At 53.9% G+C, this 13146-nt stretch carries 13 protein-coding genes; 6 read left to right on the top strand and 7 right to left on the bottom strand.

Annotation, left to right across the window (positions count from 1 at the left end; all coding sequences use genetic code 11):
* The first annotated feature begins 271 nt into the window (after window positions 1–271).
* The 6 genes from flhD to ACI2I2_RS09800 all read left to right on the top strand — a co-directional run bounded on the left by flhD (window position 272) and on the right by ACI2I2_RS09800 (window position 5515).
* On the top strand, window positions 272–631 hold the full coding sequence (flhD, locus tag ACI2I2_RS09825) for a flagellar transcriptional regulator FlhD (protein WP_404657743.1): 360 nt from the start codon (window positions 272–274) through the stop codon (window positions 629–631).
* On the top strand, window positions 624–1202 hold the full coding sequence (gene flhC / locus ACI2I2_RS09820; protein WP_404657742.1) for a flagellar transcriptional regulator FlhC: 579 nt from the start codon (window positions 624–626) through the stop codon (window positions 1200–1202). Before flhD ends, flhC begins: the two co-directional genes overlap by 8 nt.
* Before the next feature lie 84 nt (window positions 1203–1286).
* Window positions 1287–2183: a flagellar motor stator protein MotA gene (gene motA / locus ACI2I2_RS09815; RefSeq protein ID WP_404657741.1), complete on the top strand. Its 897-nt coding sequence runs from the start codon at window positions 1287–1289 to the stop codon at window positions 2181–2183.
* Entirely contained in the window at window positions 2180–3085 is a 906-nt protein-coding gene (gene motB / locus ACI2I2_RS09810) for a flagellar motor protein MotB (RefSeq protein WP_404657740.1), read from the top strand. The genes motA and motB overlap by 4 nt, the downstream gene beginning before the upstream one ends.
* Window positions 3072–5012 carry a chemotaxis protein CheA gene (gene cheA / locus ACI2I2_RS09805; RefSeq protein WP_404657739.1) on the top strand — a complete coding sequence of 647 codons (1941 nt, stop codon included), beginning with the start codon at window positions 3072–3074 and terminating at the stop codon, window positions 5010–5012. Before motB ends, cheA begins: the two co-directional genes overlap by 14 nt.
* Window positions 5009–5515 (top strand): chemotaxis protein CheW, encoded by a 507-nt coding sequence (locus tag ACI2I2_RS09800; protein ID WP_404657738.1) that lies wholly within the window; start codon window positions 5009–5011, stop codon window positions 5513–5515. Before cheA ends, ACI2I2_RS09800 begins: the two co-directional genes overlap by 4 nt.
* A 427-nt stretch (window positions 5516–5942) precedes the next feature.
* Here ACI2I2_RS09800 and ACI2I2_RS09795 read toward each other — a convergent pair whose 3' ends face one another.
* From ACI2I2_RS09795 to ACI2I2_RS09765, 7 genes are all read right to left on the bottom strand, one after another.
* Window positions 5943–6329: a VOC family protein gene (locus ACI2I2_RS09795; RefSeq protein WP_404657737.1), complete on the bottom strand. Its 387-nt coding sequence runs from the start codon at window positions 6327–6329 to the stop codon at window positions 5943–5945.
* An 80-nt stretch (window positions 6330–6409) separates the two neighbouring features.
* Window positions 6410–7069 carry a helix-turn-helix transcriptional regulator gene (locus tag ACI2I2_RS09790; RefSeq protein ID WP_404657736.1) on the bottom strand — a complete coding sequence of 220 codons (660 nt, stop codon included), beginning with the start codon at window positions 7067–7069 and terminating at the stop codon, window positions 6410–6412.
* A gap of 15 nt (window positions 7070–7084) precedes the next feature.
* Window positions 7085–7825: a molecular chaperone gene (locus ACI2I2_RS09785; RefSeq protein WP_404657735.1), complete on the bottom strand. Its 741-nt coding sequence runs from the start codon at window positions 7823–7825 to the stop codon at window positions 7085–7087.
* Window positions 7826–7830: 5 nt separating this feature from the next.
* On the bottom strand, window positions 7831–8922 hold the full coding sequence (locus tag ACI2I2_RS09780; RefSeq protein ID WP_404657734.1) for a fimbrial protein: 1092 nt from the start codon (window positions 8920–8922) through the stop codon (window positions 7831–7833).
* A gap of 13 nt (window positions 8923–8935) precedes the next feature.
* Window positions 8936–11350 carry a fimbria/pilus outer membrane usher protein gene (locus tag ACI2I2_RS09775; protein ID WP_404657733.1) on the bottom strand — a complete coding sequence of 805 codons (2415 nt, stop codon included), beginning with the start codon at window positions 11348–11350 and terminating at the stop codon, window positions 8936–8938.
* Between the two features lie 97 nt (window positions 11351–11447).
* A complete protein-coding gene (locus ACI2I2_RS09770) occupies window positions 11448–12200 on the bottom strand; it encodes a fimbria/pilus periplasmic chaperone (RefSeq protein ID WP_404657732.1) in 753 nt (250 codons plus the stop codon).
* A gap of 57 nt (window positions 12201–12257) precedes the next feature.
* Entirely contained in the window at window positions 12258–12815 is a 558-nt protein-coding gene (locus ACI2I2_RS09765) for a fimbrial protein (protein ID WP_404657731.1), read from the bottom strand.
* Between the last annotated feature and the right edge of the window lie 331 nt (window positions 12816–13146).

Below are 13146 nucleotides of genomic sequence, written 5' to 3'. Positions count from 1 at the left end.
TTATTAATCAATAAAATCAATGATTTGTTGCTAATCCTTGTTTTTAAGACTTTTCGTAGGCGTTGTACGGAAAATTCTTAGTGGATATCATTTGCTCAGTTTCGAGATGCAGTCATCCTTTGGCATTGGCGTGAGAATTTTCTATTCCCTCTGTCTCCCTTGTGGGGAATAAGGAATATCAATGCCAAAAGATCCTCTGCATCAGTCCGGTAATTCTCATTACCACCTTTGACTCGCCAGTTTCTGGCTGATGAATATTGAGGCGTTTTCTGTGTCCAGTTTTGATGAATATTTGCAACATATCCACGATATCAATTTGTCTTATTTGCTGTTAGCGCAGCAGCTTATTCGCCAGGACAAATTTGCTGCCGGCTTTCGTCTCGGATTGTCTGAAGGGACGATTGACAACTTAAAGGAACTGTCACTGCCGCAGTTAATGAAACTGGCTGCGACCAATCAACTTATTTGTCGTCTACGTGTTGACGATGAAATGGTGATTGAGAATCTGACCAAGGATTCTCGAATTGAAGCTTTGCAGCAGATCCACACCGGCATTATTTTGTCGACCAATCTGCTTAATTCTCTGAGTGAAGAACCTGTCGAAGTCGAGCGAGGTGCCTGGAATGTGTGAGAAAAGCCTGCTGCAAGAAATTGAAGAAGTGAATATCGCCATGGGGTTAATTTCCCTCGGCGCAAGAATGCAAGTACTGGAATCAGAAACGTCGCTCAGTCGTCGTCGCCTGTTGCGTTTATATAAAGAGTTGCGCGGTTGCCCGCCACCGAAAGGCATGCTGCCGTTCTCCGAGGACTGGTTTATGTCCTGGGAACAGAATATTCACTCGTCGATGTTTTATAACATTTATCTCTATTTAAAACAGACCGAGTCCGGGCGTCCGATTCGCACGCTGATGAAGACTTACCGTTTATATCTGGAGCAGTGTTGCTCGCGCACCGATGAAAAACCGGTGCTGGGCCTGACGCGCGCCTGGACATTATTACGCTTTATTGATTGCGGCATTATTTCCCGCAAAGCCTGCAACGTGTGCCAGGGCGGGTTTGTGGTGACCACCGAGTACATCAAAAACCCGTTTACCTGCAGCTTGTGCAGCCCACCCTCGCGGGCCTTTAAAAAATCTCAGGTCAGCCACGTCGGGCATATTAACCCGTTTGCGGCCAGTGATTTGACGGCGGCGACGGCCTGATTTTTTGACGGATGTGGCACACAAGATGGCATTGAGACGGCGGCGTTAAACGCGCTGCCGGACTGAAAATCAAAAGGAGAGTTTGTGTTAGTTATCATTGGCTATCTTGTTGTCATAGCAACTGTTTTTGGTGGTTTTGTGTTAGCGGGCGGGCAGATGGCCGCCCTGTTTCAGCCGGTGGAGTTATTGATTATCGGCGGTGCCGGGGTCGGGGCGTTTATTGTCGGCAACAACGTGAAATCGTTGAAAGCCACGGGCCGTGCGCTGGTCAAACTGTTCTCCGGTAAGCGCTACAACAAAGCGGTGTACATGGATTTAATGGCGCTGCTGTTTTTGCTGTTGTCGAAAAGCCGCGTTCAGGGGCTGATGTCGCTGGAAAAGGATATCGAAGAGCCGCAGAGCAGCGACATTTTCAGCGCTTATCCCCGCCTGATGAACGACCCGATGCTCAGCAACTTCGTGCTCGATTACTTCCGTCTGATGATTGGCGGCAGCATGAACTCGCACGAAATTGAAGCGCTGATGGACGAAGAAATTGAGACCTGCGAAGAAGAACTCGAAGTCCCGGCGCACAGTCTGAACACGGTGGGCGATGCCTTCCCGGCGTTCGGGATTGTGGCGGCGGTGATGGGCGTGGTGAACGCGCTGGGTGCCGCCGACCGGCCTGCCGCGGAACTTGGGATGCTTATCGCCCACGCCATGGTCGGTACCTTCCTCGGTATTCTGATTGCTTACGGTTTCGTGTTGCCGCTGGCGACCTTGTTACGCCAGAAAAGCACCGATCAGGTGAAAATCCTGCAATGTATTAAAGTCACCTTGCTCTCCAGCCTTAACGGTTACGCCCCGCAGATTGCGGTGGAATTTGGCCGTAAAACCATCTTCACCAGCGAGCGCCCGTCTTTTGAAGAGCTGGAAGAACACGTTCGTGAAGTGAAATCGAACGCCAGTGTGAAAGGCAAAACCACGGATGCGGCGGCATGAAGAGCGGAGCTCCTGTCATTATTTCGCGCAAGCGGAAGAAGAAAAAGCGCGAGCATCACGGCGGCACCTGGAAGATTGCCTATGCCGATTTTATGACCGCGATGATGGCATTCTTTCTGGTGATGTGGCTGCTGTCGCAGTCCACCGATATGCAGCGCGAATTGATTGCCGATTACTTCCGAATGCCGCTTAAACCGTCGATGGCGCAGGGTAATAAAACCAGCCTCAGCGACAGCATCATCCCCGGCGGCGGCGATGACCTGATCAAACAGCAGGGCGAAGTCTTTAAAGGCAAGCTCGACAGCATGGAACGCCAGCGGCGTATGCAGAGCCTGAAGCAGGCCAAAGAAAAGCTGCAGGCGATGATCGAAACCGATCAGCGGCTCAACAATTTCAAATCTAACCTGCTGCTGACCCTGACCAACGACGGCCTGCTGATCCAGATAACGGATTCGCAGGATCGCCCGATGTTCAAAGTCGGCAGCGAACGCCCGGAGCAGTACATGAACGGCATCCTGCAAGCGCTGGTACCGTTGCTTAACGAGTTGCCGAACAAACTGAGCCTGACCGGACACACCGATTCCTTGCCGTATGCCGGTGGAGAAGGGGGGTACAGCAACTGGGAGCTTTCCGCCGGGCGTGCGAATTCAGCCCGTCGCGTGCTGGTGAGCGCGGGCCTGAGCGATGAGCGCTTCTTGCGGGTGATCGGCACTGCCAGCCGGATGTCGCTCGAAAATGTCGCACCGGATAACCCGCGTAATCGTCGCATCAGTATTCTGGTGCTCAGCAAGCCGAAGGAGCGGGAAATCCTGATGGAAAATACGCTGTCTCAACGCCCGGAAACGGAGCTCAACGAGACTTCACTTCAGCCTGTTCAGGGTTATACCGATGGACGTGAATGATTTTTCGCAGATTTTCTTTAGTGAGGCCGCCGAGCTGCTCGCCGAAATGGAGCAGCATTTGCTGCAGCTCGATCTTGCCTCGCCGGATAAAGAGCAGCTCAACGCCATCTTCCGCGTCGCGCATTCCCTGAAAGGCGGCGCAGGCACCTTTGGGTTTGATGCGTTGCAGGAGACGACTCACCTGCTGGAAAACCTGCTCGACCAGGCCCGCAGTGGCGAACGGGTGCTCAGCCGGCCTCTCATTAATCTATTTCTGGAAAGTAAAGACATTATGCAAGCGCAACTGGAAGCCTATCAGTCTTCGCAGGAGCCGGATGAAGCGAGTTTTCGCTATATCTGCGAGGCTTTGCGGGACATCGCCTTACAGGAACAGGGTGTCAAAAGCGCGGTGACGGTGGAAGCGCCGCCTCCGATCGTAAAGGAGAACGGCACCATCACATTGCAGGTGACGCTCAGCGAAATCGACAGCAACGAGCAAACGCTACTGCGTGAAGAATTGGCCCACCTCGGCGAACTCTTGCAGGTGGAAACGTCTGCCAAAAGCATGACGGCACAGCTTGCGACGACTGCGTCCGCCGATGACATCACGGCGGTGCTGTGCTTCGTTCTGGATGCTGCACAGATTGCCATTCAGCCATTTACAGCGGTACCAAAGCCTGTTGAACCGCCAGTGGCTGCGCCTGTTCGCACACCTGCACCCGCCAAACCTGCGACTCAGGAATCCAGCAGTATTCGCGTGGCGGTTAACAAGGTTGACCAGATCATTAATCAGGTCGGCGAGCTGATTATCACCCAGGCGATGCTCTCACAGTTGACCCGCGCCCTTGAGCCAGGCAACCACGATCAGCTGCTGAACTGCGTGGCGCAGATTGAGCGCAATACCCGCGAGCTTCAGGAATCGGTGATGTCGATTCGTATGATGCCGATGGATTATGTCTTCAGCCGCTTCCCGCGTCTGGTTCACGATTTGGGATCACGACTCAACAAAGAGGTCGAACTGACGCTGAAAGGCGGCTCGGCAGAGCTCGACAAGAGCCTGATTGAACGCATTATCGACCCGCTGACGCATCTGGTACGCAACAGCCTCGATCACGGCTTTGAAGCCAAAGAGGTTCGTGTGGCCAACGGCAAATCGGCCACGGGCAACCTGACGCTTTCCGCAGAACACCACGGTGGCAACATCGTGATTGAAGTCACGGACGATGGCGCAGGGCTTAACCGCGAAAAAATCCTCGCCAAAGCACGCTCTCAGGGCATGAACGTCAGCGATAGCATCAGCGATGAAGAAGTGTGGATGCTGATTTTCGCCGCCGGATTCTCCACCGCCGAAAGCGTGACCGATGTGTCCGGTCGCGGCGTGGGCATGGACGTCGTTCGTCGTAACATTCTGGCGATGGGCGGACACGTGGATGTGCTCTCCACGCCAGGCCAGGGCACCACGGTTCGCATCATTCTGCCGCTGACGTTGGCTATTCTCGACGGCATGCTGGTGAAAACGGGCGATGAAATTTACGTCCTGCCGCTGGGCGCGGTGATGGAATCCCTGCTGCCAAAAGAAGACATGCTTTACCGCTTTGTCGATCAGGAACGCCTGCTGCACGTGCGCGGTGAATATTTGCCGCTGGTGATGCTGCGCGAACGTTTAGCCATCCCGGGCGTGATCCCTGCGGGAGAAGGGATTGTGGTGATTGTGCAAAGCGCCGGTTGCCGCTATGCCCTGTGGGTCGATCAACTGATTGGTCAGCAGCAGGTGGTGGTGAAAAATCTTGAGCAAAACTACCGCAAAGTTCCCGGCGTTTCGGCTGCCACCATCCTCGGCGACGGCAGCGTGGCGCTGATCCTCGATGTGGTCGAAATGTCCTCCCTCAACCATCCGCAGAGAAAAAGCCCCCGGCACGTCGCCGGTGTGGAAGGAGTAGTAGCATGACGCTTGCAATGGGCAGTAAATCTGCCAGCGCCGACGCCACGGCGCAAGAATATCTCGTCTTCCGTTTGGGTCAGGAAGAGTACGGCATTGAGATCCTCAAAGTGCAGGAAATTCGCGGCTGCGATCGCCTGACGCGCATCCCCAACGCGCCGGATTTCATTACCGGTGTGACCAACCTGCGTGGCGTGATCGTCCCGATCGTCGACCTGCGCGTGCGCTTCCAGTTGCCCGTCTGCGACGACAACGAAAACACGGTGGTGATCGTGCTGAATCTAAACGATCGCGTAGTCGGGATCGTGGTGGATGGCGTAGTGGATGTCCTGTCGATGGACGTCGAGCAAATCAAGTCGACGCCAGAAGTGGCCTCAGTATTGTCGAGCCGCTACCTGCTGGGGCTCGGCGTGCTGGACAGCCGGATGATAATCCTGGTGAATATCGAGAAATTGCTAAGCCGCGAAGAGATGGCGCTGATGGACAAAGTGGCAGAGGCGTTTGCGGGGTAGGTTCCTGAACCTGCAGGACTGCCCCGGTCAGTCACTGAAGGTTGAGGTGATTTTCAGCCGGACGAAAACCCCACACATCGGCTTCAGTGGGCACCGGTGTTGGTCCCCGCTGAAACCGCCGAGCTGACGACCAGATGACAAGGTCAGGCCGCCATGGATGGCGGACTGAGGCGAAATGAGACAGGGACGTCGAGTCGAGCCGGCCACAGGCAGCTGGTTGGCAGGGAGGTTTAGTGCAAAGCACCGGTTTCATTCGCGGGGTCGCCGGGATTGTTAAGGGAGACGCGAGAGGCTCCCTTAACCCGTTCACGTGCAGCGAAAGTTAAGGTGACTGCCAGTCATAAAGTGAACGGAATAGTGCGCTATGCGTTATTCAATGCACACTAGTTAAAGCGCCTCAACTTGTCCAGGCGAAGGCGCCTCAGGATTACCCTGCAACAAGCTCAATCAAATTACCGTCAGGATCGGTGATCACCGCTTCATAATAGCCATCGCCCGTCATGCGCGGGCCGCTTTTCAAAATTCCTTCCTCACGTGCTTTCGCCGACAGTGCATCGACCGCCTGCTTATCGCCTACGTTCAACGCAATGTGTGCCCAGCCGCAAAACTCGCGGTTTTCTGGCGCATTCGGCAGTTCGGGCAGGGTCATCAATTCCACGGTCGGGCCATCTGCCAGCGTGATGAAATAAGAGGCAAATCCTGGGCGGTTTTTACTGAGGTATTTCTCGTTGGGCTTTCCGTCGAAATAGCGCTGCCAGAAGGCGGCTTGAGCGTCGAGATCTCGGGTCCATAAGGCCACGTGGGCAATCTTCATACATCCTCCAGAATCAACAGATAATGCGTTCTAAGCTACTGGAGCGACAAGGAGATTGCACGGTCTGCGTGGTGATTCTGTTAACTCACCAATGGTTCATCCACAGGCACCCGATTGCGCATCGCCAGGCGCTTAAACGTGAACGGTTCCTGCTGCATTTCCAGTCTTCGGGTCAACTGGTCTCGCTCTTTGTAGACCATTTTGTCGCTGACGCCGAGCTGTTGGGCAATCTCTTTGATGCTCAGCCCGGCCAGAATGTGAAACACCATCTCCTGATCGCGCAGCGAGAAAGAAAACGCCGGACTTTGCCTTTTTTTGTCGTTGTTGACGATCGCGGCGCAGTGCTGCAAATAAACCTCCAGCTTTTGATGGATCGTTTCCAGAGAATCTTGCGGGCCGAGCGATAAAAATGAGTTGCGCTCCGGGTTGCACATGTCCACAAAGAACAGAATGTTGCTGAAGGTTATCCACTTTGTCTCCAGCCGTTTGGTCGGCAGGATCACGTCAGATTCAAAATTGCCGCCGCGCTGCTGATAAATGCTGTTAAAACGCAGCGAGAACGGGATGAAATTAAGATATTTATCAATCATGTAAAACGGGATCGGATAGTCGCTCGCCATGCTGAGTGACGAGCCTTTCAGCGCTTCCGAATACAGCGAATTCACCGCAATGCCGTGATAAACATTTTTAGTGAGATAGATAAATTTGTAGCGCAGGGAGGCTGAATTAAAGCCAATCATAAGACCGTCCTTTTCTTATTTCGTGAGGTGATTTGCAACGCCATAGTCATCTACCCAGGTCACTTCCTTCAGCGTTGCAGCCCCGTGAGCCGCAGGCAGAGGGATGTCGAGTGTTGAGAAAGGGGCAATCATGCCGTCCTGTGGCAAAGCCGATATCTTTGTCCCGTTCGTCAAGGTGATAGCGAGCAGCGTGATGTGCAGCGGCGAAGTGCTTTTCAGGCGCAAACACGGCGACTGCGCGCAGGGCACCTGAGAGGCCGCCAGCTGTTTCACCCCGTTTTCAAGCTGCACGTTGGCAAGCGCCGCCGGGCGATAGAACAATTTGATACGAGTGCGGAACGCCATTTGCAGAATTTGGCTTCCCGCAGGCGCTGCACTTTTCGGTGGCACTTCCAGCACGTTGAGCCAGAACAAAGACTCGATGTTTTGTGGCAGCGCTTTGTGTTGCTGAAGCAGTTGGATCCTCACTGCACGCGATTTGCCCGCTTCCAGCCTGAAAACGGGGGGCGTTATCAAAAAGGGCATTTTGATGGTTTCTGGTCGGTCGAGCAGGTTGTCACGATCGCTCCAGAGCTGCATCAATGCGGGCAAGTCGCCTTCATTGAATACTGAAAATGTCATGTCATTTTCCTGCTCACTGAGAATAATGCGCGTGCGGTTTACCCACGTGGCAGAGGATGCGCACAGGCTGAAAAGCAGCGTGAAGAGCACGAGTGCGCCTTTCAGCGTGACGGTTGTCAGGGACTTTTTTCTCATCAAGGTCACTTATAACTCAGGGTAAACGTCACCGACCCGCTGACGCTGCCAGAAGACACGCTGTTGTCGGTCTGGTAAATCCCGGCTCGCAGCGGCACGGTGTAATTGCCGTTGGTCACCGACGGATCGTAATTGCTCAGCAAATATGCCGTGTTGAAATTCAGCGGAATGTCCTGGTCATTCAACAATTGCAGTGCCACGCCGCTGGCGGTTGAACTGCTGTCGAGCTTAAAGACACCGATGCTGTTATTCACGATGGTGGTGGTGGGCGTGAACAGGTAGCTGATGCTGGCTAATCCCGCCGGGCATTTGGTGAACTTCAGATCGAAATCAGTGCGCGCTGCGGTGAACCCCGGCCCGGTAAAGTCGCTGCGGCTGACAGGGGGCAAATTCACGCTCACGTTTGAAGTGGTGCAGGTGCCGCCCGTGGTGATGACGTTCAGGTTGCCCGCCAGAAAATCGGCAATCATGTAAGTGCCGCCTCCGGCAAACGAGCTTCCGCCGTAGGTCTGGTAAGTGCGCATATACATCGGGTCAAACACCGAGGTGCTGCCCGCAGTGAGCGAGTTGGAGGTCTTCACAAATCGCACCTGCACATCGACCCCAATATTCCAGCTCGGCGTGCTGCTGCTGTAGCTCACATTAAAAAGCTGTGACGGTGTCTGGTACACGCCATTAGCGACGGTGAGTGGATACCAGTCGCTGGTCTGGCCCTTCACGGTGTAGCGCCAGCGGGCAATATAACCGAGGCCCGCTTTGACCGCGGTGTTGTACACGTTATAGCTTTGTCCGTCCACCGACGTGGTGCCCCAGATGGTGTACGGCGGATAACCCTGAACCGCCATTGGCACGACATAACTTTGATAATTGCTGACGTGCGAGCAGGTCCACGCGGTAGGGTTGGACGACGTGACCCAGGTCCCGAGCAAATCGCCCACGCCCGCGTCTTTCCCTACCTGAATCGAGGTGGAGTCAAAATACTGGTAATAGCCGTTGGTGCGGTTGCAGTTCACCCAGGTGCCATCGGCGAAGGCCGGGCGAGTCAGCCCGGTTAAGGCCAGTAACGAAGCCAGCAGAAGGAAAAGAGTTTTGTTCATCGGTCTGGCTCCTTTAATGACAGACAACATCTTGTTGACGCAGGGCTTCGGTGGCGGAGGTCGCCGGTAACTGATACTGGATAGTGCACTGCTGAGGGTTGCCATTGCCCCATTGCACTCGCAGCACGCCACGTTCATTTTTGACTCGGGCAAAGCTCTGCCCGCCCTGGGCGATATAGCCGACGGTATTATTGCTTTCATCCAGCAACGGCGCGCCGAACGGCAGTTCTTCCCCGGCGTGGCTCACGTTAAACAGCACCGAATGGCCGATATCGGTTTTGTACTTCAGCAGCACCACGGCGCCGGAAGTCGGGACGCTGTTCTGGCTGGTGACATCCAAAGACACGTCGTTCGACAAGCCTTTTGGGTCCAGCTCGATGGTGTTTTGACGGTACGGCGTCAGGTACGGCACGGCGGCTTTCCCGCTGTTGTCGAGGCTCAAACTGCTGTTGTTGGTGACTTTCGCCCCGCTGGCGTTGTCGGCTTCAACAATCGCCATGGTGTCGCCCATGATTGGCGTCAGCACCACGCCGTTGCGGTAAGCGATAGCCCCGCCGGAGAGGTTCATGCCGTATTGCTGATAGCCATTCCCAGCCGAGAAACTGCCGCCCATGCTGGTCCACGGTGAGGTCCAGTCGCCGCTGACGCCGCCGGTGGTTTTGGTGCCGTTGTCCTTATAGTGATCAACGTTGGTGAACGCGCTGTAGTTGTACTGGCGATCGGCCCCTGCGCTGCCCGCCACCGAGTTTTGCACGCCCTGGTGATCGCGTTCCTGCACATAGGTTGAGTTGAGATACATGGCCTGGGCGCTGTCGCCCAGCGGCAAGGAAATCCCGATGGCAATTTTGTTATCCCACTGGCCGTTGACCAGGTCACGGGTACGGCTGGCGTTAACGTTCAGGTTGAAATGCTTAAACGCGTTGGTGTAACCCACCTGATATTCGGTGTCGCTGCCGTCGCGATTCCAGTAATCCTGCATGCTGGCACTGAGGTTAAAGCTGCCGAGCGTGTCGGAAATCGTCTGGCTGGCGCTCACCTGAATGCGGTTTTTTCGGTTGATGCTGTTGGTGTAGTTGTCGGTGTAGCCCCATTGCCCGCTGCGCAGCAGCATCGCGTCATCAATGTCGTAATAGCCCGAGCTGGAATAGCGGTAGCTGGCGAGCGTCACGTTGGTGTTGACCACCGGCAAGATTTTGGCGAAGGCAAAACGTACGCTTTGTCCTTCACGCTTCACGTCGTTGCGCAAAGTGGTGCGAGCGTGAGTGATATCGGAAGACACCGCACCAACAGGCGTGTTCAGCGCGATCCCCCCGGCCACAGACTGATAATCTTCCCCGCCCAGCACCCCGGTATACCCGGTGATGAGGTTGGTGAAACCGTGGCGAAGGGTGCCCATCGCAATTTGCGGTTTTTCGCTGACGGTGCTGTTGTGGTAACGCCCGCCCATCAGGGTGTAGCGCGTGGTGCCAGGGCGCAGCAGTTCTGCGATCGAAGCGTAGGTAACCGTAAAACTGTGCTCGCTGCCATCGGCTTCTTTAATGGTGACTAGCAGGTCGCCGCCGGTGCCCGTCGGATACAGATCGTTAATCACAAACGGCCCCGGCGGCACTGTTGTTTCATAGATACGCACCCCGCGCTGGCTGACGCGCACCAGAGCGTTGGTGTTGGCTATGCCGTTCACTACAGGCGCATAGCCGCGCTGCGAGTCTTCATACATGCGGTCATCTGAGGTCATCATCACCCCGCGAAAACCCACGCTGTCGAAAACCTGCCCGTCGGTGGTGGATTCGCCCATCACCAGCTTGCTACGCAGCGGCACAATCGCCCGTTCTAAATAGGTATTGGTGTTGTCGTAATGCCAGCCCTGACCTTTGTTCCAGTTAAACGTGCCGCGATAGCGCAAGCGCCACACGTCCCAGTTCATGCCACCACGCAACCCTAAATACTGGGTGGAGAGTGACGACGAGTTCGACATTTCAGAGTGCCAGGCGTTGTAGTCATATTGCAGCGTGGCGGCGGGAATGCCGTCGTCCCACAATTCAGGGCTGACGTAGCCGCGAGCGTTTCGCAACAAATAGATTTGCGGGGCCTGCACCTGAAGCTGCTGGCTGGCAACGTCATAATTGGCGCTCAGGCCGGTCGCGAGGCTGGCAATGCGCACACAGCTTTCGCTGCGGTTCAGCTGTGCCAACCCTTCCGGCGAGAGATGTGCTGTATCAATGCCAAGCAGCGCCAGGGTCCTGGCGGTAAAGCATGGTTGCGCCACGCTGTCGCCGGGTTTGACGTTTTCAAATTGCACTTCGGCACGGCCTTTCCATCTTTCATTCAGATAGAGGTCGACGGTATGGCTCCCGGCCGCCACCGGGTTTCCCTGTGAAAACGCACTGACATCAACGGCGGAACGTAAAAATGCGCTGTTAAATTCCACATCATTATTATTTTCAGCCGCCGCGGTTTGGGTGAAAAAGAGAGAAAAGAGAACAAACTGAGCAATCTTGTTTAAACGTAATGAGGACGCTTTAATCTTATTGTCTGTGTTGTAATGCCTGCTCATTGTTTGACTCTCCTCCGTAGTCATTGATCACGCTGTAATAAAGCGTTCCACTGTTTAGCTCTGTGGGCTTTTTAATGGCCAGCGGTAGCGTTATTTTTCCCTTAGGCTCAACCATGCGCTGTGGGAATTTCTCGACGGTAGCCAGTATTTCGCTGTTTTTCGTTTTTCGAATGTCCAGCTTGTTAAACGTAATGAAATACGGTGAGTCGTTAGTGATGATTAAGTTGGTGTTGGCAATATCGAACTTCAGGTTTTTATAAGCAGCCAGCGGTTCGGGCTTTAAATTGGCCGGACGATAGAAAAATTTAATTCGGGTTCTGAACGCGAGCTGCAACAGATTATCCCCGGCGTTCACTTTGGCCGTCGGTTTCGGTGGCACTTCCAGCATGTTGAACCAGAACAGTGACTCTCTGTCTTGTGGCAATGCAGGGGCATTCGCCATGATGCGCACCGCCTGGCCTTTATGCGGATCAATACGCACAATCGGCGGCGTAATCACAAACGGTACTTTGGCCTCACCCGGACGAGATTTGGGATCACCGTTGTCCATCCACAGCTGTAAAAGATAAGGATTCTTGCCGTTATTTTTTAACTGCACAGCCGATTCTTTTTCATTGGCATTAAAGACAATACGGGTGCCATTAATAACAACTTCAGCCCATGCTCCACTGGAGAATACGCCAGAAAGACATAACGTCAGGGCGGACAATAAAAACTTAAACATCAAAAAACCCTCATCTTAAAGGGGAGTAAAGGCCGGGGCCTTTACTCCGTAGAGCACTTACTGGTAGGTCATGGTGTAGTCGACCTGAGTGGTGACGGAACCCGCGGTAGACGCGCCAGTCGCGTAGTACTGCGCGAAGTAATTCAGGGTGCCGTTGCCCGCGCTGATATCAACCGGTACGTCGTTCTGACCGTTGGCAACAGAAGCCCCAGCCACGATGGCGTTCATGTTGGCGTTGAGCAGCTGAACCTGAACGTTGGTGGCGGCGTCAGACGCGGTGGAGTCGATATTCAGACGACCGGTAACGCTGTCGACATAAGCGCCTGGCTCAAAATAGGTGCTGGCGGTGTTCAATGAAGTGCCTGAACAGTTGCTCAGAGAAATATTGAACGGAGTTGCGCCCGCAGTCTGACCGGAAGCGGCCAGTGAGGTGGAAGACACGGTTGGCAACGTTACGGTCGCGTCGTTGCTGCCGCCATCAACAGAGATGGTGCAGGTGGTGTCGGTGATTTTCCCGTTAATTGTAATGGTTCCATCCGCCGCGAAAACAGACGCAGTGAAGGCAGAAGAAACAACCAGAGCTGCAGCTGAAAGAGCCGTTGTGTATTTACGCATGATAATTCCCTGTTGGGTTGAATATAAATGGACTGACAATGGCGATATTTATTAAACGGTATAGGGTACCGCTCTTATTAAGATATATAAGAGATAAATTTCGCCGGTTTACGGTGAATATGATATACGGCAAGTTTTTAATGCACAATAATAGGAATTTTCTACCATTATTTATTTGTAGTGAATAAATTCTTTTTCTGGGTCGCTACCTGGCTCCGCACTTTTCGTTACCGATAACTTAGCGAATGTTAGCTTTTTATAAGAAGGTTTTGCTTAAATAAAGATAAAATTTTATAAACGCAATAAATTGATCTGGATCAATACGCATCGT

Origin of the sequence: Scandinavium sp. NPDC088450, from assembly GCF_044900545.1 — a bacterium.
GTDB lineage: Bacteria > Pseudomonadota > Gammaproteobacteria > Enterobacterales > Enterobacteriaceae > Scandinavium.
The sequence above is the reverse complement of the archived record's forward strand: the minus strand, read 5'-3'. Positions and strand labels throughout refer to the sequence as shown.

Bases quoted from the DNA above. Each gene is read 5' to 3' on its own strand.
- motB (WP_404657740.1), top strand. From the start codon at position 2,180: ATGAAGAGCGGAGCTCCTGTCATTATTTCGCGCAAGCGGAAGAAGAAA.
- flhC (WP_404657742.1), top strand. From the start codon at position 624: ATGTGTGAGAAAAGCCTGCTGCAAGAAATTGAAGAAGTGAATATCGCC.
- ACI2I2_RS09765 (WP_404657731.1), bottom strand. From the start codon at position 12,815: ATGCGTAAATACACAACGGCTCTTTCAGCTGCAGCTCTGGTTGTTTCT.
- ACI2I2_RS09790 (WP_404657736.1), bottom strand. From the start codon at position 7,069: ATGATTGGCTTTAATTCAGCCTCCCTGCGCTACAAATTTATCTATCTC.
- cheA (WP_404657739.1), top strand. From the start codon at position 3,072: ATGGACGTGAATGATTTTTCGCAGATTTTCTTTAGTGAGGCCGCCGAG.
- ACI2I2_RS09795 (WP_404657737.1), bottom strand. From the start codon at position 6,329: ATGAAGATTGCCCACGTGGCCTTATGGACCCGAGATCTCGACGCTCAA.
- ACI2I2_RS09800 (WP_404657738.1), top strand. From the start codon at position 5,009: ATGACGCTTGCAATGGGCAGTAAATCTGCCAGCGCCGACGCCACGGCG.
- ACI2I2_RS09785 (WP_404657735.1), bottom strand. From the start codon at position 7,825: ATGAGAAAAAAGTCCCTGACAACCGTCACGCTGAAAGGCGCACTCGTG.
- ACI2I2_RS09770 (WP_404657732.1), bottom strand. From the start codon at position 12,200: ATGTTTAAGTTTTTATTGTCCGCCCTGACGTTATGTCTTTCTGGCGTA.
- ACI2I2_RS09780 (WP_404657734.1), bottom strand. From the start codon at position 8,922: ATGAACAAAACTCTTTTCCTTCTGCTGGCTTCGTTACTGGCCTTAACC.